The organism is Arthrobacter sp. FW306-1B-F12A, from assembly GCF_058781865.1.
In genome coordinates, this window is sequence record NZ_JBYSXD010000041.1 from 1 (window position 1) to 26,055 (window position 26,055).

Sequence of the window (26,055 nt, forward strand, 5' to 3'; positions counted from 1 at the left end):
ATCCCCCGCCCCGCCCCCCACCCCCGGGGGGGGGGCCTGACCCACTTAACACACCCCAACACACCCCAACACACGGCACACGAGCCAACCCCCGCTCACAAATGACCCGGCTTCCCCGGACCCCCGCTCACCTATGACCCGGCTTCCCCGGACCCCGCTCACCTATGGCCCGGAAATCCCAAACCCCCGCTCAGACATGCGGGTTCCACGGCCCACGCCCGCCCACATGATGTGAGCCGGCATCCGACCGGAACCCGGCAGATGTGAGCGAGCGTCCGCCCAGGAGCCGCCATAAGTGAGCGGGCGTCCCGCCGGGAGCCGGTATATGTGAGCGGGCGTCCCGCCGGGAGCCGCCACATGTGAGCGGGCGTCCGCTCAAAACCCCCTATAAGTGAGCGGGCGTCGGGGGTTCGGGAGTTCGCCCGCGGCGGAATTGACCCCCAAAAGCGCCCGAAATAGGGTGAATTTGGTCAAAAAAGCGCGGAAACACGCGGAATTTGCTGGCCGAGTCCTCCCAAGCTGGTAAGTTTTCGAACAGTGGCTCGCACGCATGCCGTGTGTGGGCTCCAAAATCGTAAAGTCCAGGAGGACACAAATGGCTAAGAACCGTAGCGAACTGGTTTCCGAGGTAGCTGGCAAGGCTGGCACCAGCCAGGCTGCAGTCAACTCCGTGCTCGATGCCCTGTTCGAAGTTTTCGAGACTTCCGTCGCCGCTGGCGAGAAGATCACCATTCCGGGCTGGCTCGCCATCGAGCGCACCGACCGCGCAGCTCGCACGGGCCGCAACCCGCAGACCGGCGAGACCATCCAGATCGCCGCTGGCCACAGCGTCAAGCTGACCGCCGGCTCCAAGCTGAAGGCAGCTGTCGCCAAGAAGTAAGACACTTCGGCGAACGCCTAGGAAAGGCGGCAACCTGCCGGTTGCCGCCTTTCTGCTTTAACCCGCTCGATTCGCCGCGCCGCCGACGTTAGCGGACAATGGATAGGTGCCATCAGCCAAAACTCCCTCCACTGCCCCCTCGCCCGCTTCCAAGCCGGGAACGAAGGCAGGCGCTGCCGTGGAGGGGATCTCCCTACCGTGGCAGCTTGCGGGCTTCGCTGCGCTCTTCCTGGCTCTAGCGGGCGCATTGATCTTCTCCGGCGCCTCGGCCGCGCGCCAAGTCTCTGACCCGGGCGCCTTGGTTCGTTGGGGGCTGCCCGTCGCCAAAGCCATTCACAATGTCTCCTTGGCGACTGTGATCGGCGGGCTGATCTTCGCCGTCGTTATCCTTCCCAAGCACCTGTCCCGATCCAGGGGCGATGACGCCCCGGAACACCCGGCGTTCACGCGTGCGTTGGCCGTAGCGGCAGCAGCAGGCGCTGCCTGGACGCTCTCCGCCGTCGCTGTCCTTGTGTTGACGTACTCGGATGTGGCCGGGCAGAGCCTCTCCGGGGACGCGCAGTTCACTGCATCCCTCGTCTACTTCATGACGGACATCCAGACGGGCCAGGCGTGGCTCGCCGTGACGATTATCGCCGCGATTGTCACGACGGCGCTGTTCGGCGTCCGCTCGCTGGCGGGACTAGCGCTGACGCTCGTCCTGGCCCTGGGCGGACTAATCCCGAGTGCGCTGATCGGGCACTCCGCGAGTTCCAACGACCACGAGGGCGCCATCAATTCGCTCGGCCTTCACTTGGTGGGCGTGTCCACCTGGGTGGGCGGCATCATCATGCTTGCGGTCCTCTCGAGCCTCCTGCGGGGTTCCAAGGCAACAGGCACCAAGGACATTACTGAGCAGACCCTGCGCCGGTTCTCCGCGTTGGCCGGCTTCGCCTTCGTGCTGGTCTTCGCTTCGGGCGTCGTGAACGCGAGCATTCGTGTGACCAGTTTTTCAGCCTTGGTTGGCACCCCCTATGGGCAGATCATCCTGGCGAAAGCGCTTGCCACAGTTGTCCTCGGCGGCATCGGTTTCATGCACCGCCAGTGGGTGATCCCGCAGCTGGGCCGCAAGTCGATGACCACGCGCCGCGTGCTGTGGCAGCTGGTGTTGGTTGAACTTCTGGTGATGGGCGCGACGTCGGGACTCGCCGTCGCGTTGGCCAGTTCGGCACCGCCGCTGCCCACCACCTACGCGCCCGACGCCTCGCCGGCCTTCATCCTGTCCGGTTACGAGCTGCCGCCCGAACTGACGCCCGCGCGATGGTTGACCGAGTGGCGCTTCGACTGGCTTTGGGTGGCTGTGGCCCTCTTCGGCGCGGCGAGCTACATCCTTGGCGTGGCCAAGGTCCGTCGCCGCGGTGACTCCTGGTCGTGGTTCCGTGCGGTGAACTGGATGATCGGCCTGCTCGTCCTGACCTACATCACGTCCGGGCCGCCGTCGGTATACGGCCGCATACTGTTCTCCGCCCACATGGTGGACCACATGGCGTTGACGATGGTGGCGCCGCTGTTCCTGGTTCTGGGTTCCCCGGTGACGTTGGCATTGCGGGCCCTGCCGTCGCGCGGCGAGGGATCACGCGGAGATGGCTCCCGTGGCCTTCGTGAATGGCTCCTGGTGTTCGTGCACTCGAAGTTCTCCCAAGTGGTGACCCACCCACTCTTCGCCGCGGCGAACTTTGCCGGTTCGATCGTCCTGTTCTACTTCTCGGACGCGTTCGGCTGGGCGATGCGTGAGCACGTGGGCCACGAACTGATGAACCTGCACTTCCTGCTCACCGGCTACATCTTCGTCCTCACCATGATCGGCACGGACCCGCTGCCGCGTCGTGCGCCCTACCCGATGCGGCTGCTTCTCTTGCTCGCCACGATGGGCTTCCACGCGTTCTTCGGCGTATCCATCATGGGAGGCACTGGACTGCTCGCCGCCGATTACTTCGGCAACCTCGGCCGGACCTGGGGACAATCGGCTTTGCTCGACCAGCAGACAGGCGGCGCCGTGGCCTGGGGAATCGGCGAAGTTCCCACCTTGCTGGTGGCGATCGGCGTCGCGGTCATGTGGTCGCGTTCGGATGAGCGCGAGACCAAACGCACCGACCGGGCGGCGGACAGGAATAACGACGCCGACCTGAATGCTTACAACGATATGTTTGCGCGGCTTGCAGACCGCGATGCGAAACTGATCGATCGGGACTCCAAGCAGCCCGAAAGCAAGACCAACCTGGAAGGACGCTGATGAGCGAAACCGTACGCACCCAATTGCGTGTCCGAGCCTCTGAACTGGTGGGCCGTGGATGGCTCAACACCGGTGGGAAGACCCTGGACCTGGAAGCGCTGCGCGGCAAGATCGTGCTGTTGGACTTCTGGACGTTCTGCTGCATCAACTGCCTCCATGTCCTGGATGAGCTGCGCCCCCTCGAGGAGAAGTACTCCGACGTCCTGGTGACGGTAGGCGTGCACTCTCCCAAGTTCGAGCACGAGGCCGATCCCGTGGCCCTCGCTTCCGCCGTCGAGCGTTACGAAATCCACCACCCCGTCCTGGACGACCCCGAGCTCGCTACGTGGAAGGCCTATACGGCCCGCGCCTGGCCGACGCTGGTGGTTGTGGACCCCGAGGGCTACATCGTGGCGCACCTTTCCGGTGAGGGCCACGCAGACGGCCTTGCGGTGCTCCTCGAGGAACTCGTGGCCGAGCACGAAGCCAAGGGGACCCTTCACCGCGGCGACGGCCCCTACGTGGCTCCCGTCCCGACGTCGGGCACCTTGCGCTTCCCCGGCAAGGCGACCCAGCTGGACAACGGCAACTACCTGGTGGTCGATTCCGGCCACCACCGTTTGGTGGAACTTCGTCCTGACCTTGAGACGGTTGAGCGTGTCATCGGCTCCGGAACCAAGGGTTACCTGGATGGTGCGGCGGAAATCGCGCAGTTCAACGAGCCGCAGGGCGTGGCGGTGCTCCCGTCGTCGCTGGCTTGGCAGCTTGGCTACGAAGCAGTGGTCGCGGACACCGTGAACCACCGCCTCCGCGGCGTCACGCTCAGCTCGGGTTACGTGCAGACTGTTGCCGGAAACGGCGTGCAGCGCCTGCTCGACGCCGGCCCGGCCCGGGTGACGGAAAGCGGTGCCGGCGTTTGGGCTGAACACCCCGACGGCGGTCCGGCTGACTTCGCGGCCGACGCACTCGACGTCGGGGTACTTGGTGTGGGGACCGGGGTGTCCCTGTCCTCGCCGTGGGACGTGGTGTGGAGCGAGAAGCTGCAGCGCGTTGTCATCGCGATGGCCGGCACGCACCAGATCTTCGCCTTTGAGCCTCTCAGCGGCGAGGTATCCATCCTGGCCGGCTCGGGCCTTGAAGGTTTGCTTGACGGCCCCGCCGAGGAAGCCTGGTTCGCCCAGCCTTCCGGCCTGGCCGTCGATGCGGATGACAACATCTGGGTGGCCGACTCCGAGACCTCGGCGCTGCGCCGGCTGGTCGTAGGCGAATCAGGTGTGACTGTTGAGTCGGCCGTGGGCAAGGGCCTGTTCGATTTCGGTTTCCGCGACGGCGAGGCCACGGAAGCCCGCCTGCAGCACCCCCTCGGCGTCACAGTGCTCCCCGATGGCTCCGTGGCCGTCGCGGACACCTACAACGGTGCCGTTCGGCGCTACGATCCGGCGGCTAAGGCAGTGTCCACCCTGGCGAGGGGTCTCGCCGAGCCGAGCGACGTCGTCGTGGTCTACCCGGAAGGCGGCGAACCGCTGCTGGTGGTGGTGGAATCAAACAAGCACCAGCTGGTTCTCGTTCCCATCCCCAAGGAAGCCCAGCAGGTGGACGAGGGAGCATCCCAGACGCAGCGGCCCAAGAGCCCCGTGGCGCCAGGGAACGTGGAGCTGACCGTGCGCTTCACGGCCCCGACCGGACAGAAGCTCGACGACCGCTGGGGCGACCCTACGCAGTTGAAGATCTCCTCGACCCCGCCTGAGCTGCTGCTTTCCGGCGGTGGCACGTCGGTAGGCCTGCTGCGGACCGTCGAGCTGTCCGCGGACGTGCCTGAGGGGATCCTCCACATTACGGCCCGCGCGGCTGCGTGTGATGGCCCGGAAACCGAGGACGGCGAAATCCCGGATCACGCCGCGTGCCACCTCTACCAGCAAGACTGGGGCATCCCCGTGGTCATGCAGGCCGACGGCGACTCCGAGTTGGTGCTTGACCTGCGCGGGATGGACTAGGCAGGGGCTGGCTGGACCGGGCGGGCCGCAGCCGAACCTAGAAGCTCACCAGCGGCGTGACCGTGATGGTGTCCGCGCCTATGTCCAACCGTGTGGTGAAGCTGAAGTCGTGAACGGCACTGAGGTCGCCGACCAGTCCGCTGAAGAGGTCAATTTCGCGGGCGGTTACCTTGGCCTTGCCGTTGAGGGGCGCCACGACCCACTGCCCGTTAAAGGGGTCGATGCTGACCTTGGGGTACTCCGTGATCTGCCACCTGATGGTCCCGTCCACCACCCGGCTGTTGGTCACGTGGTAGAACGGGCAATCGGGCTGAAGCTTTTGCTGCTTGGTGGCATCCGCGGCGCAGGTGTCCAGGAATTCCTTGACCTTGTCGCTCACCACCTTGATCATGGCGTCGGTGGGCTTGGTCAAAAGGTTGAGGGGCGCCTGCGGCAGGGCGCCTGTAGTCACCGACGTGCTGGTAGTCGGCGCCGAGAAGTATTTGCCGGCGAGGCTGGCTTCGTATTGGCCGGGGTAAAACACGGCAAAGCTGTTGCGGCCGTTGGGCAGGTTTACCGGGACCCCGTTCAGGGTGGCCTCGTTGGCGTTCACCACGGTGACCTCAATGGTCGGCAAGGATGACGGCACGAAGGACCACTTACCGAAGAACAGCCACTCGGTTCCCGTCCGTTCCAGGAGGAAGTCCGAATGCAGCGCCTTGCCGTCGATCTGGTAGTCCATGGGGACCGTCACCCGGTTTCCGCCACGGGATTCGGCGTTGCCGAGTTTGATATCAGTGATCTTCGACGCCGCCGTCTGCAGGGCGGTACCGTCCAGCATGGCCGCATTGGCGTTGGGCACGGAGGCGTGCAGGAGTCCGAGGGCTTCCCCGCCGTGCCCCTGCTGGAGGGCCGACAGGTAATCGCGCACTTGCTGCTGGGGGCTGGCTATGGAGTTGCTCACCAGGTTGATGGAAACGATCGCAGCGGCCACAGCAAGCATCAGACCGAGCAGCCACCCGGCCGCGGTCTTGACCAACGCTTGACTCAACTGCACGCCCTTTACGTTACCCGCCGGTTCCGCAATACCCCGGCATCCTTCCCCTCCCGTGACATCTGGACACGCATTTGCGAAGAGTCCGACGGCGGGTGGCAGCTCCGTTTCAGCGGCGCCGGCGCGATGAGGTTCCGAACACTCCGCGGAGCAATTCCCGGCCGAGTTGCGTGCCGAAGGACCGTGCCATGCTTTTGATTCCGCCGCCGAGCGCACCACCCAGGACGCCCGCGAGATCGCCCATCATGCCGTCGCCGCCTTGCTGCGGAGCCGGTGCTTGGACCGGCGCGGGTGCGGGCGGCCACGCTTCGGAGCCTGGTAGCGGGCGGCTGCTGGGACGGCCAAGGATTTCTTCCTCGATCCTGCGGGCTTCGGCGTCCACGGATTGAGGATCAACGGAGGCTGGTACCGGTGGCCGACCCGGTGCGGCTTCTCCGGTGGAGGGCGCGGTCCCTTTGTCAGTGAGTTTCTCGTAGGCCGAAATGTTGTCCACGGCAGTGCCGTACTTCGGCAGCAGCGGGGAAGCGGCGATGGTGCTGCGGATCAGTTCGTCCGTGCTGGGTCCCATCACGGATTCCGGGGCACGCAGCTTGGTCAGCGCCACGGGCGTGGGCGCGCCCTTTTCGTTCATGACGGTGATGACCGCTTCGCCGATACCGGCGGAAGTGAGGGTTTCCTCAAGGTCGTAGTCGCTCACCGGGAACGTGGACACGGTGGCCTTGAGGGCTTTGGCGTCCTCCGGGGTGAATGCGCGCAGGGCATGCTGGACCCGGTTGGCAAGCTGACCGAGGACGGCGGCAGGGACATCCTTGGGTGTCTGGGTGACGAAGAAGATCCCGACCCCCTTGGACCGGATGAGCCGCACAGTGGTGGTGATGGCTTCGAGGAAGGCCTTGGATGCGTCGGAGAAGAGCAGATGGGCTTCGTCGAGGAAGAACACCAACTTGGGCTTGTCCAGGTCTCCTGCTTCGGGCAAGTCTTCGAAAAGGTCCGCAAGCAACCACATCAGGAACGTCGAGAACAGCATGGGTTTGGTCTGGAGCGTGGGAAGTTCAAGGCAACTGATCACGCCGCGGCCGTCCGGGGCTGTGCGGAGGAGTTCTGCGGTGTCGAACTCCGGCTCGCCAAAGAACTTCTCCATGCCTTGGGCCTCGAGGTTGACGAGTTCGCGCAGGATGACGCCGGCCGTGGCCTTGGAGAGTCCGCCGAGGTCTTCGAGTTCAGCCTTGCCCTCATCCGAGGTCAGGAACTGGATGACGGCCCGCAGGTCTTTAAGGTCGATCAGTTCCAGTTTTTTCTGGTCGGCGAAATGGAAGATCAGCTGCAGGCTGGATTCCTGCGTGTCGTTGAGTTCCATGATGCGCGAGAGCAGGATGGGGCCAAACGAGGTGATGGTTGCCCGGACGGGAACGCCGTTGCCATCCCCGCCCAATGAGAGGAACTCGACCGGAAAGGCCTTGCCTACCCACTCTTGGCCGAGGCTTGCGGTGCGGGCCGTGAGTTTCTCGCTGGCCGTCGCCGCGGTGGCGAGTCCTGAAAGGTCTCCCTTGATGTCCGCCAGGAAGACGGGGACGCCGGCCGTGGACAGCTGTTCGGCCACCATGTGCAGGGTGACGGTCTTGCCGGTGCCTGTGGCCCCGGCCACCAAGCCGTGCCGGTTCATCATGGACAGCGGCAACCGGACTTGGGCCTCTTTGTGGACTTCGCCGTGGACGATGGCGGCACCCAGCTCGATCGTGGGCCCATCGAGGGTGTATCCCTGCTGGATCGTGGCAAGTTTTTCAGCTGTTGTTTTCTTGGCCATGCGCATAGCCTAGTGGTCCAGGGCCGCGGTGTGGCGGGAAAGTTTTGCCGTGCTCCGCAACGGTATAGTGCCCGGATGGATGACAAAGCGGTTCTGCTCAAATATCTGCGCGCCCGCCGCGGCGAGCTCCTCGCCAAGCTCGACGGACTCGACGAGTACGACGTCCGCCGGCCCATGACCCCCACCGGCACCAACCTCTTGGGACTGGTCAAGCATGTGGCCAGTGTGGAGCTTGGGTATTTCGGGGAGGTCTTTGGCCGGCCCAGCGGCCGGGACTTACCGTGGTTTGCCGACGATGCCGAACCTGACGCGGACCTGTGGGTTCCGCAGGAAGAGAGCAGGGAAGAGATCATCGAACTGCACCGCTTCTCGGCCGAGCACAGCGATGCAACCATCGAATCGCTCCCACTCGACGCTCCGGGGGAAGTGCCGTGGTGGCCGGAAGAACGCCGACGCGTGACGCTCCATCAAATCCTGGTGCACATGTGCGTCGAGACAGCCCAGCACTTGGGGCATGCCGACATACTTCGTGAGCTGATCGACGGCTCGGCGGGGAAAGGTCCGGGGGACCTGAACCTGTCGCAGCGAACCACCGAAGAATGGGCCGATCACCGCGCCCGGATCGAAGCCGCGGCGCGCCAGGCTGTGGGGTAGGCTCACGCCTCGATGGGCGCCAAGTCCTTCGAGAACGCCAGGTGCTTGATCTCTTCCGGATCCGCGTCGACGTCGAACAGCGGGGTGTAGCCCGTGGCCAGGTACAGGTTCTTGGCTTCGGGCTGCCGCGGACCGGTGGTGAGGTAGATGCGGCGGTAGCCGCGGCGGGATGCCTCGGCTTCCAGTTCCGCGAGGACAACCCGGGCCAGTCCTCGACGGCGGTGCGCCGAATGCGTCCAGATCCGCTTGAGCTCCGCCGTGCGGGAGTCGTAGCGGCGGAAAGCCCCGCCAGCCACGGTTTCCCCGTTCTCCTGCAGAATGAGCAGCGCGCCGTGGGGTGCGGCAAACTCGCCAGCCGGGTACCTGTTGAGTTCCTCGGCCGCGCCTCCGCTGCCGAAGAGGTCGCCGTAGCGCGTGGTGTATTCGACGGCGAGTTCGTCCAGGAGGGGCTTGACGCGGGGATCGCGCATGGGCAATGTCAGGACGGAAAGGCCCGACGGCGGCAGGGTCGGCGTTGTTGTCATGGCTTACCTTTCGTGAATATCCCCAACTGACTCGCATTTGTTGTCGTTATGGAGCGTCAAAACGACAACAACTGCGAGTCAGTTGGGTGGGCTGGGCTGGTTGGGTGGACGGGGCTGCTTGGGTGAGGGGCGGAGAGTTCGGCCAGGAGGCGGCGGGCCAGGGCGTCGTTCTCGCGGAACGGCGCTGCGTTGGTTCCGGGACGCGCGAACGCACCAGCGCCCCAACCCGAGGTCCAGGGTCCGACGGCGAAAAGCCCCGCCTGCCGTCCGCCGTCGGGAGCCAGGACTTCGTGCGAACCCGAGACCAACAGCTTACCGGTGGAGTGCGGGCCGTCCGAGGTGAGGAGTGACTGTTCGGTGCCCCATCCGGCGTCGTGCAGGTCCGCCAGCGCGGGGTTGGCCGATCGCGCCACCGACGGCGACGGCAAGCGGGCCTCGATGTACGCCGCCGCGTCCACCACCACGGGCGATTGGAAGGAACCAGCCACGAACCGCCCGCTGGCCTCGTCCGGACGCACCCACATGCCCGGACCCAGGAACTGCAACAATCCGGCCCGGTGCAGGGCAAGGATTTCGCGCAGCCGGTGCGGCGGCGGGCCGGAATCCACGAAGCTGAAGAAACCGTGCCACCATCCGTGCACCGCTTGTTGGGAACGCGAATTGAGCCGCTCCTGGGGGACCAGCCGGCCTAGTTCCATGTAGACGCGGAGCAGGGCCGTGAACAAGGCCAAGGTTTCCGAATGGTCGGGACTCGTGCGGAGCTTGAGGTCGCGTTCAATGTAGCTCGCCACCGATCTCTGCACCGCGGCATGGTCCGCGAAGGCGCAGCCGCTGAACGGTTGGTCCAGGGCCTCGAGGTCGAGACGGAGGGCAGGGTCCGGGACGGCCGAGGCCACGAGGTTTTCGCGTTCGCGGCTGTACCAATCCAGGGCATCGAAGCGCGCCGAAAATTCGTCCCAGCCGCCTTGGACGCGTTCCGGATAGCCGGTGAAGAGCTCGCGGTAGTAGGCGTAGCCGGCGTCTTTGGCGATGAGGGGCCACAGCTGGGTACGGAAATCCAGCTCCTCGTGCGCGGCGAGCAGCAACTCCACGGCGTCCGCGGTGAAGTACTGGGGTGCGCCGACGGGTTCGCCGCGCAGGGTGGAGGAGATCTTGGAGTGGTACGGCACTCCGCGCCGGGAGCCTGCCCAGAGCCGCGGTTCGGCGCCGGACGGCACATAGTCCAGGCCGCCGTCGGGCCTGTCTTCGAAGCGGCCGCCGCGGCCCTCGAACAAGAGCACCAGAAGGTCCACGAACGCCAGCCCCATGCCCGAAACCAGGACGTCCTGGCCGGGTGCGATCGCCGAATAGTCGACGTCGGTGGTGTACGACGGCGCCGCGTGGAACCCGCCGTGCCGGGCGGCGAACTCGGCCAACCGCGCCGATTCCGGCTCGGCGCGGGAGTCCGTGTGGCCCAGCGAGTACACCACGAGGTCAGCCTCCAGCACCCCGCCAGAAGCGAGCCGCACGCGGTACTTCGCACCGCCGTCGGGCCCTCCCGGACCCTCCGGAGAGTGGCGTTCGACGGCGGTTGCCGTGTCCGGGTGGACCGTCACCGTAACGTCCGGGCCGAGTGCCGCGACGGCCCGGCGGAAGAACCACTCGAGGTACTTGCTCTGGAGCTGCCGGCTAGGAAACGAGGCCGGTGTCAGCACCCGGAGCTGCTCGAGGAGGTGGGCTTCCAGCTCCGGGACGTCGCGGATGGAACCGTCGAGCACGCCCGTTGCCCATGTGGCGAGGCCCGGACCGTCAACGGAGGGACCGTCGCAGGCCACGGAGTTGTCGGTGAACATCGTGACGTCCGCTGCCGTGGAGTTGAGCAGTAGTCCCGGGCTCTGGTCATAGCGCCAGATCCTCCCGGAACCGGGTTCGTACGGCTCGACGACGTGGATGGAGAGGGGCCCGTCGAAGAGGCCGGACCTGTTGGCCGCGAGCCGTTCGAGGATGCCGGCTGAGCGCGGGCCACCGCCAATGAACACGATCGTGGGGGCGAAGGGCGGCATGGCAACTCCTGTTGGCGGTGGCTGGTGGTACCCGAGCCTAGGGACCCGGCGGGCCCTCGGTCGAGGCCCGGGTAACGGCCGTTCACCACGCGTCACGGTGCGTCAACAAGCGCAAAGAACGGACTCATATGGCTCCGTATGAAGCCGCGCGAAGCGCGATGAATCCCCATGAAGAAGTGCAAAAACCTGCCTTGCAGCCGCTTCGGGAGCGCCCCTAGATTGGCAGCCATCCGATAGCCAACAACCCATACGAAGCGAGGTGGCGCATGAGTTCAGCAGCAACCACAGTGGCGCAGTCCGCACAGCAATCTGCACCGGAACCGGCGCCCGCCAGCGCCGTCACGGAAAGCCCGACGCCGGCCGCCGGGCCGGGTGCCGCCGCCCGGAGTGCAGCCGAGGGTGCTGCCGCCCCGGGTGCCCCAACCGACTACTCCGGCTACAAGCTGGTCCCGGCCCGGCATCCATGGCGCTGGGTAGGCACGGTTGTGGTGGCGCTTGGCGTCGTGGCGGTGGCCTGGTCCCTCGCGACGAATCCGCGCTGGGAGTGGGGCGTGGTGGCGCAATGGTTCACCGCGCAGTCCGTGGTGAACGGCCTCGTGGAGACACTCAAGCTGACGGCCATCTCCGGCGCGCTCGGCTTTGTCCTCGGTTTCATCCTGGCCCTCATGAGGCTGTCGGCCTCGCCACTGCTGCTGTCGGTGTCCTGGACGTTTTCCTGGATCTTCCGTTCCACTCCTTTGTTGGTGCAGATGCTGCTTTGGTACAACCTGGGCTACCTCTACGAGAAAATCAGCTTGGGCATCCCCTTCACGGATATCCGCTTCTTCGAGGTCCAGACCACCACGCTCATCAGCCAATTCGCTGCGGCAGTCCTGGGCCTGACCCTCAACCAGGCGGCGTACTCGGCGGAGATCATCCGTGGCGGCATCCTCTCGGTGGATCAGGGCCAGCTCGAGGCAGCCGCGGCCCTAGGCATTCCGGCGTGGCGACGCTCCACCAGGATCGTCCTGCCGCAGGCCATGCGGGCCATTCTGCCCACCGCTTTCAACGAGATCATCGGCCTGGTCAAGGGCACCTCAATCGTCTACGTCCTGGCCTATTCCGAGCTCTTCTACACCGTGCAGGTCATCTACAACCGCACCCAGCAAGTCCTTCCGCTGCTCCTCGTGGCGACCCTCTGGTACGTCGCCATTACCTCGGTGCTGAGCGTCTTCCAGTACTACATCGAGCGGCATTATTCGAAGGGCGCCGTCCGCAACTTGCCGCTCACTCCGCTGCAGAAGGCAAGGAAGTTCTTTGCCACCCACGCACCCGTGAACCTTGACCGAGCGAAGGACGCCCGATGAGCACCGCTGCTTTTCCCGCTGAGAGCCCGACGACGGCGGCGCCAGCCGCCGCTGCAACCCGCGGCCACGTGGAAATCACCAACGTCCGCAAGTCCTTTGGGGGAACGGAAGTCCTCAAGGGTGTGTCCCTGACGGTGCCGCCAGGCGGCGTCGCCGTGATCGTGGGACCCTCCGGCTCGGGGAAGTCCACGCTTCTGCGGACTATTAACCACCTGGAAAAGGTGGACGGCGGGTACATCACCATCGACGGCCAATTGGTGGGTTACCAGGTCCGCGGAAACAAGCTGCACGAACTGCGCGAAAAGGACATCCTCAAGCAACGCACGGACATCGGCATGGTGTTCCAGAACTTCAACCTGTTCCCGCACCTCACCGCGCTGGAAAACGTGACGGAAGCACCCGTCGTCGCGCTCCACCGGAACAAGGCCGAAGCGCGCAAGCGCGGGCTGGAACTCCTGGACCGCGTGGGCCTCAAGGACCGGGCCGACGCCTATCCGCGGCAGTTGTCCGGCGGCCAGCAACAGCGCGTTGCCATCGCCCGGGCGCTTGCCCTTGACCCTAAGATCCTGCTCTTCGACGAACCGACGTCGGCCCTCGATCCGGAGCTGGTCAACGAGGTCCTGGACGTCATCCGCGAACTTGCCACCTCCGGCACCACGTTGATCATCGTCACGCACGAAATGGGCTTCGCCCGCGACGTCGCAGACACCGTGGTCTTCATGGATCAGGGCCAGATCGTTGAGCAAGGCAGTCCCCAGGAGATCTTCGCGAATCCCCGTGAACCCCGGACGCGGAGCTTCTTCTCCAAAGTCATCGAACCAGCTTTCAACATCTGAGGAACCAACCTAATGCCACGCATCAAAACCAGGCTTCTCGCGCTCGCGGTGCTGCCCGCCGTCGCACTCCCGGCGCTCGCCGGGTGCTCCGACCCCGGTGCCTCCGCGGCCGGGGCCAGCCCGTCGGCGAGTGCCGCCCGCAACGGCGTCGTCTACAACACCTCGCCCGAGCAGAACCGTATCCGGGCGCAGAAGGATCCCGCCGCGGCAGCCGCCGTGCCGGCCGCGATCGGCAAGGACGGCAAACTGACCGTTGCCACCACGGCCGGGTCCATCCCGCTGTCCTTCCATGCGACGGATGACAAGACCCCGATCGGAGTCGAGGTGGACATCGCCCAGCTCGTGGCCGACAAGCTGGGCCTCGCACTGGACGTGCAGGTCACCTCCTGGGAGAACTGGCCGCTCAAGACGCAGTCGGGCGATTTCGAAGCGGTCTTCTCGAACGTGGGCATCAATAAGGACCGGGTGAAACTGTTCGACTTCTCCACCTACCGCGCCGCGTACATGGGATTCGAAGCCAAGAAATCGTCCACGTACAACATCAAGGGTGCGGACGACATCTCCGGGCTGAAGGTCTCGGTGGGCTCGGGCACCAACCAGGAGAAGATCCTCCTGGCCTGGAACAAGGACCTGGAATCCCGTGGCAAGGCTCCGGCAACACTGCAGTACTACTCCTCCGACGCCGACACCATCCTGGCGCTCTCCTCGGGCCGGACGGACCTGAACATCGCGCCCTATCCGTCCGTCTCCTACCGCGAGAACACGCGGGACGACCTGAAAGTGGTGGGCAAAGTCAACGCTGGCTGGCCTTCAGAGACCCTCGTCGCGGCCACCACCCTCAAAGGCAACGGCCTGGCTCCGGCCATCACGGATGCCCTGAATTCGGCGATCAAGGATGGCTCCTACGGGAAGGTCCTGGACCGCTGGGGCCTTTCGCAGGAAGCCTTGCCGGAATCGAAGACCGTGACAGAGGCAAACTTCGGGAGTGCCCAGACAGGGAAAACACAGTGAAGTTCCAGGTACTCGACATCATTCCGCACCTGAAGAACCCGCTGACGGGAGAAATCGTCTCGACGGCCGAGCGGCTCAACCAAGTGGTGCAGACTGCGCGCCGGGCCGAGGAATTGGGTTTCGATAGTTTCGCTGTGGGGGAGAGGCATGCCGGTGAGTTCATCTCATCGTCCCCGACGACGGTCCTCGCCGCCATCGCGGCGGTCACCAACCGTATTCGATTGCAGACCGGCGTCACCGTCTTGTCGGTGCTCGATCCCGTGCGGGTGGCCGAAGACTACGCCACGATCGATCAGCTGAGCCGGGGCCGCCTGGAACTCGTGATCGGCAAGGGCAACGAAGTGCTGCAATATCCGTTGTTCGGGCTCTCCCTCGATGATCAGTGGGAGCTGCTCGCCGAAAAGTATGTCTTGTTGCGGAGGCTGTGGCGTGAAGAAAACGTCACCTGGTCCGGCCGTTTCCGGCCCGCATTGAGCGAAGCGACGACGACGACGCCGCGACCGTTTGCGGGTTCGCCGCGGATTTGGCACGGCTCGGCTACAACCCTGACCTCGGCTGCCCTCGCCGCCCAGTGGGGCGATCCACTTTTCACGGCCAACGCCATCCAGCCTCGCGAGAACTACAAGATCCTGATCGACCACTACCGCGAGGAATACGAACGCCACGGCCACGATCCTCGGCACCAGTACCTCGGTTCGGGTTCCGGCGCAGGCGGCGTGTTCGTCGCGGACACCACGCAGGAAGCCAAGCGCCAGTTCGGGCCTGTTTATGAGGCCTTGACCGCTGGACGCAACGTCCCGGGCAACAATTCGCCGTTCCGGGACATCGAGCATGCCGTGGCTGAAGGGCCAGCACTGGTGGGCAGTCCGGAACAGGTGATCGACAAAATCCTGAGCTACCACTCGCTCTACGGCCACGATCTTCAGTCCATTTCCTTGCCCACCACGTTGCCCTTCGAGCAGCAGCTGGAGATCCTGGAGCGGTTCGCGCTCGAGGTCATCCCGGCCGTCCGCGCCGCCGCGCCCACGACCTTGTGGGAACCGGCGGATCCCTTTGGTGGCCGCCCGGAATTCGCTGGCGCCACGTCACCGGACGCTTCCGGAACTGTCACCACAGATCATGCAAACCACAGGAGGAATCATGCCTACGCCCACTGAAACGGCTACGTCCACCACTGCGGCCTTCACCGCCGCCTGGCAGGAATGGCACGCCGAGCACGAGCGTCACCGGGCCGATCCGCACGGATTCCTCGCTGTCACCCATCTGCACTGGCTTGGTTCCGAAGCTGCTCCGCTCGACGGGGTGCCCGGCGCCTGGAGTGTGGAGAACGACGTCGTCACTGTGGTTTTAGGACCAGGCGAAAGCCTGCTTCGGGATGGCCGGGAACTCAACACCGACGCCGCCGGGGCCACCGTCGTTTTCGGCCCCATCGCGGAACGAGACGGCCTCAACCTCAACGCGGGGGACACGGTCGTCGAGCTCGCCAAGCGCGGCGGCGAGTACATCGTCCGGCCGCGGCACCCCGGGAATCCGCTGCTCAACGAATACCGCGGAACGCCCGCATACGCACCGGATGCATCGTTCGCGGTGAACGGTACGTTCGTGCCGTTTGAGGTTCCCCGACCGACCACAGTGGGGGCCGCCGTCGAGGGTATCCAGCACGTCTACGAGGCGCCCGGCGAGCTCCACTTCAACCTCGCGGGCCAGGACTTGGTGCTCACGGCCTTCAACGGACATGCGCCGGGCACACTCTCGGTGCTGTTCACGGATGCGACGTCGGGCAAGACCACCTACGCGGCCAATCGCTCGCTCACGGTGACCCCGGAATCGGACGGCTCCGTGGTGCTCGACTTCAACCGTGCCGTCAACTTGCCGTGCGCCTACACGGACCTTGCCACGTGCCCGCTCCCACCCTCGGAAAACCGGCTGAGCGTGGCCATCGAAGCCGGCGAACAGATCCCTTACGAAAGGCAGGAGCAGCAATGAGCGGCATCTCCCGTCCGGGCCAGCCCGGATTCTTGGCCTTGGAGCTCGACGGCGACGGCGCCCACCCCGCGGCCTGGCGCAAAGCCCGGCATGCCCCGGATGAGTTGCTGAACGGTTCGCGGATCCGGAACACGGTGCTGGCGGCGGAATCGGCCGGGATTCATGTGGCGACGTTCGCTGATGGGTCTGGGACTGACGGCTCCGGCGCTGGCGGGCGAGATGTTGCAGGCCGCCTGAACGCCCTTCAGCGCGCCGCCTTCGCGGGGCCGGTGACGAGTTCCATTGTGCTGGTTCCGGAAGTCGACACCGTCTACACCGAGCCTTTCCACATCGCGACGCAGCTCGCGAGCCTCGACTACGTCTCCGGCGGCCGGGCCGGTTGGCTCGTCGCGGCGAGCGGTTACGCGGAGGAGGCTGCCGCCGTCGGGCGTTCATTTGTTGAAGGTGCCGCCTTGGCGCAGGAGGCCGCGGCGTCGGTGGAAGTGAGCCGGCGGCTTTGGGATTCCTGGGAGGAGGACGCCGTGATCCGCGACGTCCCCACCGGGCGGTACTTTGACGTGGACAAACTGCACTACATCGACTTCGAGACGCCAGCGGATTTCGCAGGGGCCGGGTATTCCGTGAAGGGTCCCTCCATCATTCCGCGCCCGCTGCAGGGGCAATTGCCCGTAGTTGCGCAGGCCGACTTGCTTCGTTCGGACGCCGACGTGGTGCTGGTGTCCGCTCCGACGCCTTCACTTCTCGCCGAGGAGGTTGCGGACGTGCGTGCCCGGACCGCTGTTGGGGGCGGCCCGGCTGTTGGGGGCGGCCCGTCGGTAGTGGCGGAGCTCGACGTCGTCCTTGACTCGCGTGGGCAAAGCGCCTCCGCGCGGCTCGCCGAACTGGACGCGTTTACTCCGTGGACCAGTTCCCGGGCGCGCTTCGTCGGCACGGCGGCGGAATTGGCGGACTTCCTTGCCGGGTTGCTGGCTGTGGCCGACGGCGTAAGGCTGCATCCGGCTGTGCTGGACGTGGAGCTTGAGGAACTGGCGCAGCTGGTGCTGCCTGAGCTCCGTCGCCGTGCGGTCCTGAAGCCTGTTGCCCAGGGCGGCACGTTCCGGGAACTGCTGGGTCTTGAACGGCCGCTGAGCCGGTACGCGAGCGTGGGCGCGGCGGGCGCCGCCGTCGTTGGCTTGGAAAACTGAGGAGAGACGATGACACAGCACAACCGTGCTAAATTCCAGCCGAGCGGGAAGATCCAGTTCGGGATCTTCTTCCAGGGCGTCAATTCCGGCACCATCTGGAAAGCGCCTGAATCCGGTTCGCAGACCGACTTTGAGTCGTTCCGACGGATCGCCCAGACCGCCGAGCGCGGGCTGTTCGCAGCCTTCTTCCTGGGCGAGGGCCTGCGCTTGCGGGAACATCTCGGACGACCGCACGCCCTGGACGTCGCGGGCAGGCCGGACGCGCAGACCATGCTGGCGGCGCTCGCGTCGGTGACGTCCAATATCGGGCTCGTGGCCACGCAGAATACGACGTACAACGATCCCGCCGACCTCGCTCACAGGCTCGCCTCCCTCGACTTGCTCTCCGGCGGGCGCGCCGCCTGGAACGTCGTCACCACGGACAACGCGTGGACCGGGGCCAACTTCCGCCGGGGCGGCTACCTGGACCACGCCGATCGCTATATCCACGCCGAAGCATTCGTGGAGACCGCCAAGAAGATCTGGGATTCGTGGGAGGACGGAGCGGTCTCCTCGTCCGTCTCCGCGGATTCCTGGGCGGTTCCCGGCCATGCGCGGCGCGTGCACCACTCCGGGCAGCACTATTCCGTGGACGTCACCCCCCGGCTGCCGCGCAGCGCCCAGTACAGGCCGGTGCTGTTCCAAGCCGGGGATTCCCCGGAAGGACGCGACTTCGCCGCCCGCCAAGCGGATGTGATCTTCTCGGCGCACCCGAAGTTCGACGACGCCGTGGAGTTCCGCGCCGATATCGTCTCGCGCTCCCTGGCTGCCGGACGGGGTGCCAACGACGTCCAGATCATGCCGGCGAGCGAATTCATCCTCGCTGCGACTGACGAGGAAGCCCGCGAGAAGAAGGAATGGGTCCGCGGCCTGCAGATCGGGCCGCAGCAGGCAGTTGCGTATCTCGAACAGTTCTGGGGCCGGGAGTTGTCCGCCTACGATCCCGATGGTCCGCTTCCGGAGATCGATCCGGTGGTGGAGGAGACCTCCGAGACCCGGGGGAGCGGCTTCCACGGGGCCAAAGCCCGGCAGCTCGCCGAGCAATGGCGCGCCGAGGCTGCCGAGAAGGGCTTATCCATCCGGCAGTTCGTGAGCTCCAGGACGTCCAGGGTTGACGCGACGTTCACCGGATCCTACACAGCCGTGGCCGATACCTTGGCCGAGTACGCCCGGGTGGGTGCCGTCGACGGCTTCAACATCTCGCCATGGCTTATCCCCACCGGCCTGGACGACATCGTGAACCACTTGGTGCCCGAGCTGCAGGAACGTGGCGTGTACCCCACGGAATACGTCGGCAGGACCCTCCGCGAGAACCTGGGCCTCGCGACGCCGGCGCGCTCGGAGTCGTTGGAGTCGGTACCCGCCGGGGGCGCGCGGTGAGCTTCCGTGCGCGAGTCGCGGCCGCCGTCGTCGGCTTGCAGACCGACGACGGCGGTTCGCGCGACACGGACGCGGAGCTGGTGCGGCTCCAACTGACCGTGTGGGAACAACAGCTCTGATTTGTTGCGGGCCCTAGGTGAGTGGCTCCGTGCGCTCGCGCAGGCCCCCTTCGCCGTCGAGCTCGGCTACCGTGTCGATGTTGAGGCGCCGGAGAAACCCGAGGTCGTGGCTCACGATGAGCAATGCGCCACGGTAGGCGTCCAAGGCTTCGGCGAGCTGCTCGACGCTGGCAATGTCGAGGTTGTTCGTCGGCTCGTCGAGGATCAGCAGCTGGGCGGGCGGCTCCGCCAGGAGCAGCTTCGCGAGGCTGACCCGGAACCGTTCTCCTCCTGACAGGCTGGAGACCGGGCGATCAACGGTGGATCCCCGGAGGAGGAGGCGTGCGAGTTGATTGCGGATGTCTCCGGGCGCCGACGCCGGAGCCGCTGCCCGCACGTTGTCCAGCGCTGAGCGGGAATCGTCCAGGCCGTCGAGCCGTTGCGGGAGGTATCCCACCCGGCCGGTCAGCAGCTTTCCGGTGATCCGGCCCGAGGATTCTGCAGGGCGCCTCTCGACGAGGTGTTTGAGGAGCGTCGATTTGCCTGAGCCGTTGGGTCCCACCAGGGCCACGCGCTCGGGGCCTTGGATGACGATCGTGCGGGAACCGTCGCTCAGCTCGGCGATCCGGCGGCTCCGTGGCACGTCGGGATCTGGAAGGGTGAGGTGGATGTGCTCAACTTCCCTGACCCTCGCGTCGGCGGCGTCGACGGCGGCCTGGGCTGACAGCACCTTGTCGTCGAGGGTCGAGCGCATCGAGCCGGCAGATGCCTGCGCCTTGCTAGCCCGGTTGCCGGCCAGGATCTTCGGGATGCCGCCGCTGGCTTGGGTTTTCTTCGCTGTGCGCTCGTGGCGGGCAAGCTTCGTCTCGGCTTCGACGCGTTGCTTCTTCTCGACCTTCAGCGCTTGCTGGGCGCTCCGTGCTGCCTGGACGGCGGCGGCCTGTTCCTGCTCGCGATATTCGGTGAAAAGACTGTACGGGCCACCAAACACGTCAAGCTTTCCGGCATGAAGCTCAGCAGTGGAGTCCATGTGCTCAAGCAACTCGAGGTCGTGGCTGGCCACCACGAGGGTGCCCGGCCAACTGTCGACGAAGTCGGCAAGTTTGGCCCGGGTGCGCCGATCAAGGTTGTTGGTTGGCTCGTCGAGGAGCGTGACCGGGGTGCGGCGGATGCGCAGCCCGGTCAGCGCGATGAGCATTGCCTCGCCACCTGAGAGCTCCCCGACCTGGCGCTTGAGGTCACCCGCGGAGAAGCCGATTTCGTGCAGCGCTTCGTCTGCCCGGGACTCAATGTCCCAGTCGTCGCCGACGGTGTCGAAATGGCGCTCAGCAACGTCGCCACCCTCAATTGCGTGGAGCGCTCTGAGGATGCCGTCGATGCCGAGCAACGCGGCGACCGTCGTGTGCTGCCCGAGGGTGAGGGTCTGAGGAAGATAGCCCACGTCACCGACGGTTTCGACCCGGCCCAGGGTCGGCGTCAGTGTGCCGGCGATTAAACGGAGCAGGGTCGATTTTCCTGCACCATTGCGGCCGACTAGTCCGGTCCGCCCGGTGGCCATGGTGCCATTGAGCCGGTGAAGAGCGGGAGTGCCGTCCGGCCACTCGAATGACAGGTCGTGCAAGGTGATGGCTGAATGTGCTGACATGAGACACAGTCCTTTGGTTCTTGCCCATCAAGGGCGCAGTCATGGGTCGACGTGCTCACTCCGGGGCGCGAAAACGCGCGCTACTTCGGAGGGCACTGCACCTGACGTACGGAATCTTTCAGCGAAGCTGGACCGCAGGGAATAGCGCCTGCGGACAACTGAAAGCGAGATTTCTCGCCGGGTGCGCATGAGCGCAAACAACCGGGCGGCCACCGAACGTCAGGTGGCTAGGCTCTGTCGACCTCAATCTCCATAGCCAAAACCATATCCACAATTTTCTTGAGCGGCCAATTGGGGATGAACGCCGGCATTCATCACGGTGGTTCCCATGGAGGCCCTAAACGGTGAAGCCCGCGGGCGGTGGTCATCGGGACACCTTCGCGGGCCGAGAAGCCTTAGTGCGTCCTCGAATTTTCAGGGCTGCCGGGCGCCCTGAAGTGTAGCGTTTAGGGCGCCTTCACCGGGCACTTTTGCGGGCGGGTCATACGGGAATCAGAGAGTACCCACATTAAGGCTTTCCTGAAGGGAAGGCATGAAGGTGTTGAGCTGGCCGGTGGGGGACCGGCTTACGGGCATGGTGCGAGGGCTCTTTGGACCGAACAGCGTCCTCGGTTACTTGCCCACTGGTTCTGTGTCGTCGCCAACACGGTTCGGACTGAAGCGCGGTAACCTACAGCCCATGAGCAGGCGCAACGTCATCCAGAGGACCTTCGACGAGTTCGGCAGGTCTCTGGGCGGATCGAAGAAGTCCGGCTCGTGGTATGTCACCGGACCTGACGCCATCGCCGTTCTGAACCTCCAGAAGTCCCAGTACGGTCCGCATTACTACCTCAACGTCGGCCTTTGGTTCTTGGGCTTCAGCGCCGCAACAAACCCCAAGCCGACCCACTGTCACGTTCAGAGTCGTCTGGAGGCATTGGTCCCAGCAGAACACCGCCGGAATCTGGAGGCCTTGCTCGACCTTGATCAAGTAGTCGATGACGCAGAACGACGGACCGAACTGCTGGGCGTTCTCGCGGTCCAGCTTGAACCATTGGTTCAGACAGGGACGTCCTTTGATGGTCTCGCGACCGAGGCCGGTCAACGCCTGCTGATGAAGTCACTGATCGACGGTGATTGGCAACGATTCCTCTCGACAAGTGCCGCCGGTTCCTGAGCTGCCGGGTATGCCGACGATTCTTACGCGACCGCAGATTCCTCCAGCTGGCAGCCAAGCCTCGCCATCCCTAATTTCATGCCATTACCGACCACTGCAGTAGGAAGAAACGACTCGCGTGCCCCACACCACAACCGGCTTCGACAAAATCACTCACTGCTCCCCTCATCGAGACTCATTAGCATACGGGCAACCTCTCTTGGACCCTCGAGGACAACTAGTTGCGCGCCAGGGTAAAGCGCCTCCGAGCCTGGGGCATCTTCGACAAGCGCTCTGACCGATGCTTTCATCCATCCGTTTTCGTCCGGGCGGCCGAGCAATTCCAGCACAATGCTGAACTGCGGACCGGTTGCTGGCCAGCCCGGAAGCACTTCGGCCTCGCCGCCTAAGTAGGGGACCGCTGTAGTCATATAGGTTGGACCAGGCGGAGGGCCCGAACGGCGACCCCCCTCGGCAGCGGAGAGAAATCGTACGAGACCGGCCCAATTGGTCATTGCAGTTTCCATCCGAATCGGTTGAGTTGGTCGAGTTGGTGCTCCTCAACGTAGCGTGCTGGTCCGATACCGTCGAGCTTGGCGAACCGCATGAGTTGATCGGCGATCCTTCACCGGACGCGTGCTAGAGGTCAGCAGCGACGCCGTGCGAAGTGAGGATCGTGCCGTCCGAGACCAGTGCCACGCGGATGGATGCAGCGTGGAGGTCGATTTTGCCGAGGTCCCCTTCAACGGTGTAGTGGTCTCCCTCGATGATGAGTGAGTCGATATTGCCGTAGTCAACTGACCCGTCAGGGTCACGCGAAGGCCGGGAACTGAGCTGACCCGTCCAGGTCAAATCTGCTACACCATCGAACACCAGCACCCCCTTGCGGTAGCAGTATTGCTCTCCGGGGCGTGCCGGGGCATAAGAGGGGTGTCCCTCGGTCAGTACGAACTCCGCGGTAATGACAAGCTGTCCTCGGCTTGCATTGATGTCCAATACCCAGCTGTCTTCCAGGTAGAAGCCCCTAAGAACTTCATGCTCAAAGTACTTTCCCACCGTCGGCCTCCCTACCTGCCATGTACCGATGAATCGCGCGGTCCGGTCAACTGTAGCGCTGGGCGCAAAGCAGAGCACACGTAAGGCGGTCCCTCTCCGGACCTCTCCAATGGTTGTATCCATGTGCACGGTGAGGAATGCACAACCGGACGGCCGTGGCCGGTATTTGTTCCGATGCAGGGTCGGGCATCGGCCAGCAGGTCAGCTGGTTCACCGCGAGGCTCAATGCCCTCGAACCGGCTCCGGCATAGGATCAGGCCGAAGCGCCGCGTTGCGGCCCGGCTTGGGGGAGTTGAACCGATGAACGAGGCTCACAGTGGCGGCCTGATCAAGGGACGCACGGCGTTCGAGCTGCTGAAGCTGCGCTACAAGTGCACCACGGTGGCACTGGCCGGACTTGGCGTCGTGCTACTCCTCAGTAGATCGGGGATTCCGCAGTCGTGGTTCACCAATGTCCTTGTGCTTGCCATGATAATCCCCACGATTCCGGTGGCCCTGCTGATCGTGTGGGTCCCGATCAGGATAGAGGCGGAGCAGGAGGCCGGCTACACCACGCTGTGGAACGGGTTGAAGGAGCTGGAGCAGCGCGATCCGTACCTGGGCCGTGTCATCCGGAAGCCAGGTGGGAGTACCTGCAGCGGGACGACTTTCTCGGGATCATTCGGGCCACCAAGGAGGAAGCGGAAAGACTGCCACAGCCGGCCGATACCACCAGCACATCACCAGGCGGGACTGAATGACGACGGAAAGCAGTACCCGGCCTGGATGTGTTCACATCTGAGGAATTCGCTGCTGTAAATCTTCTGCTTGGGTCCACCTAGTTCTGCGCCCGTTAGACGTTCGCGAGACGCCTAACTACCGGTTCGTGACGTTGCCGGGACCCGGCGCTGCGTCGTGATAGAACGTGCTCCTCAGACCTTGAGTGTCCCGTTCATCCAATCCTCGAGGTAGCGCATGACGGTCGGTGCGACCCATACACGGCTGTCATCCACGTGGTTCCAAACGTAGATGTCGTGATTTCCGGTGAGAGAGATCCCGAACTGGTCACCGTTGCCGGCGTCAGCAGAGAAGATGAGTCCTGCGAAGGGCATATAGAGCCGCCGGAAGTCTGAATTATTCCGGAAATAGGCGTTGTCCTCAGCAATTCGGTGCGCAGGCCAAAGCATGCCCAGACCGTACTCACCCTCGATGCCATTCGTCTCTGCCAGAAGTTGCCGAAGTTGGTCAGGGAGCTTGTACCCTAGTTGGGCTTCGCACGATAGAACAGCGTCCGCCGATGCAGGGGCACCTAAAGCCGCCTTTCCCCAGTGCCGAATCTGTTCCACGAGCATGCCACCATCATGCCGCACCGGGTTCCGGGCCGCTCCCTCAGGCAGTAGAAGTCGCCGCCTGTCCGTTGAAGGATCCCCTTGCGGACCGGGAGTGGTTGTGCAGACGACTTCGGAAACCGACACCAATGCGCGGGGAGTGTCCCACTGAGGGGTGTTCCTGTTCCAAGGAAGTGGGACGAGGCTGTGACGAAAGCTTCGCCCGCTCACTCGATCGGCATGCCTGCCCAGTTGTGCGGGGTCCAGTCAACGGGATAACCGCACTCTTCCATCGAGAGGAGGACCGGGCCGGAATGGTGAGGTGACCAGAACGTCCACCACACGCTGGGGTCGGTGGTGACGATCTCGACCTCCCACACGAAGGGCGGAAGCAGGTGCCGCCGCCGCTTGGAGAAGACCTCCTTGACCTCGCTCCGTGGCACTATCCAGGGGCCGATGCGGAAAAGGTTCAGGCCGCGGCCGTGGAACTCCAGTTGTTCCGGGGTGACGACGAAGCGTATCCAGGGAGGGCCGGCTTGAAACCGGTAGTTGCTGTAGCCACCGCCGATGAACTCGTATCGAAGTGCCGGAGCAAAGATGCCGTTATCGGGGTGCTCCACGGATGTCAGCCTAGGCTCTATTCCTTCCTGCCGTAAGGGGCTGCGCCGGGCAGCGGGCGGCCCGAGGGAGCGGACTCGGTGTCGCCGCACACATACGGACCATGACGAACCCGACGAGCGTTTAGGGCACCTGACGCGGGGCTTTCAATGGAAACGGCACCAGCGAATAAGAAGCTTCAGCAGCCTTTGAACCCATACGCCATTTCAGCGCTCCAGTTGCGGCCCGGCTTCATCAGGGTTCGGTTGCCCGTAAGACCGTCCTTCACCGGGCATCACACGAAATGGATGCCTCGACCTGAAAAGTGATCCCAGAAGGTTGGGAAGTCCACTCGGAGACCTCTGCCCTGGGTCGGGTGCTGACTGACGGGCGATGTATCCGTAAATGGCCGTCGTCCGTCACCCCCGCAACCAGCGCAAGATGTCCGGACTTGCCCTCCCGTTCAAAGGAATGGCCGATGGAGACGATGAGCGCACCGGGTTTGCTTGCAGTGTCGATGAACGCTTCCGGTGTTGGAAATTGCAGACGTTCGGCTTTCATCCCATGGCGTCTGGCATGATTCGCAAGACCATCGTGGTTCCATCCGAATTCCTCGGAGTACGCGCCATCACGGAGCAGCTCCTCCGTAACTGTCGCTGGAAGCGCATTTAGGTCCGGGTTAAGGCGTCGGTACACCATGCGAAGACGGGCGACTCCACACGACCTCGTATCCCAAAACTTAGCCGTCTTAAGACTCGGGAAACCCAAAGCTGCCAGTCGTGGCTGACTAACGAACTGTAAAAGGGGTCCTTGGTGGTTACCTGTCCAATTGGCACGTCACCGAAGCCTTCGTAGAGGTAACCCGGCCGCCCAGATGCGGCTGCGGCGTCACTATCCCTTGTCCTGCTCATGTGCAGAGCCTAAGGGGGATGAGTATGTCAATGCTTTTCAGGGCCGCTGAGACGCCTGATTCAGGACCACCGGAGACGCTGCCGACCGATCCCAGCGAAGCGTCCTTAAACCAGACCAACAGAAGTGGCATGCCCCGGCAGGGATGCTGCCGGAAGAACCATGTGGACCTCCGCTATGGCTTGTGTGTTGCTATCTGGAAGTTGGGGCATCGGCTACCACGGGGTAACCACACTCACCTAGCGCATGCACCACGTCGTCAGGGTGCGATGTCCAAAACTTCCAGGCGAGGCCACCCCTTTCAATGATTTTGACGTTCGACAGGAGTCCACGCCGCTCGGGAT

23 protein-coding genes are annotated in these 26,055 nt (G+C 64.5%); 15 read left to right on the forward strand and 8 right to left on the reverse strand.

Going from position 1 to position 26,055, the window contains the following annotated elements; genetic code table 11:
• Positions 1-595: 595 nt before the first annotated feature.
• From AC3WJU_RS17055 to AC3WJU_RS17065, 3 genes are all read left to right on the forward strand, one after another.
• Positions 596-880: an HU family DNA-binding protein gene (locus AC3WJU_RS17055; protein WP_184739845.1), complete on the forward strand. Its 285-nt coding sequence runs from the start codon at positions 596-598 to the stop codon at positions 878-880.
• Between the two features lie 106 nt (positions 881-986).
• Positions 987-3,152, forward strand: a complete 2,166-nt coding sequence (locus tag AC3WJU_RS17060; RefSeq protein ID WP_492260418.1) for a bifunctional copper resistance protein CopD/cytochrome c oxidase assembly protein — start codon at positions 987-989, stop codon at positions 3,150-3,152.
• Positions 3,152-5,125 (forward strand): NHL domain-containing thioredoxin family protein, encoded by a 1,974-nt coding sequence (locus AC3WJU_RS17065; RefSeq protein WP_492260419.1) that lies wholly within the window; start codon positions 3,152-3,154, stop codon positions 5,123-5,125. Before AC3WJU_RS17060 ends, AC3WJU_RS17065 begins: the two co-directional genes overlap by 1 nt.
• A 37-nt stretch (positions 5,126-5,162) precedes the next feature.
• Here the strand turns inward: AC3WJU_RS17065 and AC3WJU_RS17070 are convergent, their stop codons facing one another.
• A complete protein-coding gene (locus AC3WJU_RS17070) occupies positions 5,163-6,155 on the reverse strand; it encodes a zinc ribbon domain-containing protein (protein ID WP_306963243.1) in 993 nt (330 codons plus the stop codon).
• 112 nt (positions 6,156-6,267) lie between these two features.
• Positions 6,268-7,962 (reverse strand): helicase HerA-like domain-containing protein, encoded by a 1,695-nt coding sequence (locus AC3WJU_RS17075; RefSeq protein WP_492260420.1) that lies wholly within the window; start codon positions 7,960-7,962, stop codon positions 6,268-6,270.
• A gap of 75 nt (positions 7,963-8,037) precedes the next feature.
• Between AC3WJU_RS17075 and AC3WJU_RS17080 the strand changes: the two genes are divergently transcribed.
• Positions 8,038-8,616 carry a DinB family protein gene (locus AC3WJU_RS17080; RefSeq protein WP_059389807.1) on the forward strand — a complete coding sequence of 193 codons (579 nt, stop codon included), beginning with the start codon at positions 8,038-8,040 and terminating at the stop codon, positions 8,614-8,616.
• 2 nt (positions 8,617-8,618) lie between these two features.
• Here AC3WJU_RS17080 and AC3WJU_RS17085 read toward each other — a convergent pair whose 3' ends face one another.
• Complete coding sequence (locus AC3WJU_RS17085; protein WP_284991114.1) at positions 8,619-9,140, reverse strand: GNAT family N-acetyltransferase; 522 nt, start codon at positions 9,138-9,140, stop codon at positions 8,619-8,621.
• Between the two features lie 56 nt (positions 9,141-9,196).
• On the reverse strand, positions 9,197-11,182 hold the full coding sequence (locus AC3WJU_RS17090; RefSeq protein ID WP_492260421.1) for an FAD/NAD(P)-binding protein: 1,986 nt from the start codon (positions 11,180-11,182) through the stop codon (positions 9,197-9,199).
• Positions 11,183-11,448: 266 nt separating this feature from the next.
• On the opposite strand from AC3WJU_RS17090, the gene AC3WJU_RS17095 reads away from it, so the two are divergent.
• Genes AC3WJU_RS17095 through AC3WJU_RS17130 form a run of 8 tightly spaced genes read left to right on the forward strand, consistent with a single transcriptional unit; the run spans position 11,449 to position 19,083 of the window.
• Positions 11,449-12,528, forward strand: a complete 1,080-nt coding sequence (locus tag AC3WJU_RS17095) for an amino acid ABC transporter permease (protein ID WP_492260422.1) — start codon at positions 11,449-11,451, stop codon at positions 12,526-12,528.
• Positions 12,525-13,364, forward strand: coding sequence for an amino acid ABC transporter ATP-binding protein (locus tag AC3WJU_RS17100; RefSeq protein ID WP_441432987.1), 840 nt, complete (start codon positions 12,525-12,527; stop codon positions 13,362-13,364). The genes AC3WJU_RS17095 and AC3WJU_RS17100 overlap by 4 nt, the downstream gene beginning before the upstream one ends.
• Positions 13,365-13,376: 12 nt before the next feature.
• The gene (locus tag AC3WJU_RS17105) at positions 13,377-14,375 is read left to right on the forward strand and encodes an ABC transporter substrate-binding protein (protein WP_492260423.1); all 999 of its coding nucleotides are present in this window, start codon (positions 13,377-13,379) and stop codon (positions 14,373-14,375) included.
• On the forward strand, positions 14,372-15,532 hold the full coding sequence (locus AC3WJU_RS17110) for an LLM class flavin-dependent oxidoreductase (protein WP_492260424.1): 1,161 nt from the start codon (positions 14,372-14,374) through the stop codon (positions 15,530-15,532). Before AC3WJU_RS17105 ends, AC3WJU_RS17110 begins: the two co-directional genes overlap by 4 nt.
• A complete protein-coding gene (locus tag AC3WJU_RS17115; protein ID WP_284991122.1) occupies positions 15,516-16,361 on the forward strand; it encodes a DUF1684 domain-containing protein in 846 nt (281 codons plus the stop codon). Before AC3WJU_RS17110 ends, AC3WJU_RS17115 begins: the two co-directional genes overlap by 17 nt.
• On the forward strand, positions 16,358-17,545 hold the full coding sequence (locus tag AC3WJU_RS17120; protein WP_492260425.1) for an LLM class flavin-dependent oxidoreductase: 1,188 nt from the start codon (positions 16,358-16,360) through the stop codon (positions 17,543-17,545). The genes AC3WJU_RS17115 and AC3WJU_RS17120 overlap by 4 nt, the downstream gene beginning before the upstream one ends.
• 9 nt (positions 17,546-17,554) lie before the next feature.
• Positions 17,555-18,964 (forward strand): NtaA/DmoA family FMN-dependent monooxygenase, encoded by a 1,410-nt coding sequence (locus tag AC3WJU_RS17125; RefSeq protein ID WP_492260426.1) that lies wholly within the window; start codon positions 17,555-17,557, stop codon positions 18,962-18,964.
• Complete coding sequence (locus AC3WJU_RS17130; RefSeq protein WP_492260427.1) at positions 18,961-19,083, forward strand: hypothetical protein; 123 nt, start codon at positions 18,961-18,963, stop codon at positions 19,081-19,083. Before AC3WJU_RS17125 ends, AC3WJU_RS17130 begins: the two co-directional genes overlap by 4 nt.
• A 13-nt stretch (positions 19,084-19,096) precedes the next feature.
• Here AC3WJU_RS17130 and AC3WJU_RS17135 read toward each other — a convergent pair whose 3' ends face one another.
• The gene (locus AC3WJU_RS17135; protein WP_492260428.1) at positions 19,097-20,707 is read right to left on the reverse strand and encodes an ABC-F family ATP-binding cassette domain-containing protein; all 1,611 of its coding nucleotides are present in this window, start codon (positions 20,705-20,707) and stop codon (positions 19,097-19,099) included.
• Positions 20,708-21,386: 679 nt separating this feature from the next.
• Here AC3WJU_RS17135 and AC3WJU_RS17140 point away from each other — a divergent pair.
• Positions 21,387-21,863 carry a DUF4304 domain-containing protein gene (locus tag AC3WJU_RS17140; RefSeq protein ID WP_492260429.1) on the forward strand — a complete coding sequence of 159 codons (477 nt, stop codon included), beginning with the start codon at positions 21,387-21,389 and terminating at the stop codon, positions 21,861-21,863.
• A gap of 618 nt (positions 21,864-22,481) precedes the next feature.
• Here the strand turns inward: AC3WJU_RS17140 and AC3WJU_RS17145 are convergent.
• Complete coding sequence (locus AC3WJU_RS17145) at positions 22,482-22,898, reverse strand: hypothetical protein (protein ID WP_492260430.1); 417 nt, start codon at positions 22,896-22,898, stop codon at positions 22,482-22,484.
• Positions 22,899-23,198: 300 nt separating this feature from the next.
• Here AC3WJU_RS17145 and AC3WJU_RS17150 point away from each other — a divergent pair, with 300 nt between their 5' ends.
• Entirely contained in the window at positions 23,199-23,696 is a 498-nt protein-coding gene (locus AC3WJU_RS17150; RefSeq protein WP_492260431.1) for a hypothetical protein, read from the forward strand.
• A gap of 113 nt (positions 23,697-23,809) precedes the next feature.
• Here AC3WJU_RS17150 and AC3WJU_RS17155 read toward each other — a convergent pair whose 3' ends face one another.
• Both AC3WJU_RS17155 and AC3WJU_RS17160 read right to left on the reverse strand, forming a co-directional pair.
• Positions 23,810-24,229 carry an SMI1/KNR4 family protein gene (locus AC3WJU_RS17155; RefSeq protein ID WP_492260432.1) on the reverse strand — a complete coding sequence of 140 codons (420 nt, stop codon included), beginning with the start codon at positions 24,227-24,229 and terminating at the stop codon, positions 23,810-23,812.
• A 203-nt stretch (positions 24,230-24,432) separates the two neighbouring features.
• Positions 24,433-24,825 (reverse strand): hypothetical protein, encoded by a 393-nt coding sequence (locus tag AC3WJU_RS17160; protein ID WP_492260433.1) that lies wholly within the window; start codon positions 24,823-24,825, stop codon positions 24,433-24,435.
• A gap of 382 nt (positions 24,826-25,207) precedes the next feature.
• On the opposite strand from AC3WJU_RS17160, the gene AC3WJU_RS17165 reads away from it, so the two are divergent.
• Positions 25,208-25,474 carry a hypothetical protein gene (locus tag AC3WJU_RS17165; RefSeq protein WP_492260434.1) on the forward strand — a complete coding sequence of 89 codons (267 nt, stop codon included), beginning with the start codon at positions 25,208-25,210 and terminating at the stop codon, positions 25,472-25,474.
• The last annotated feature ends 581 nt before the right edge of the window (positions 25,475-26,055 follow it).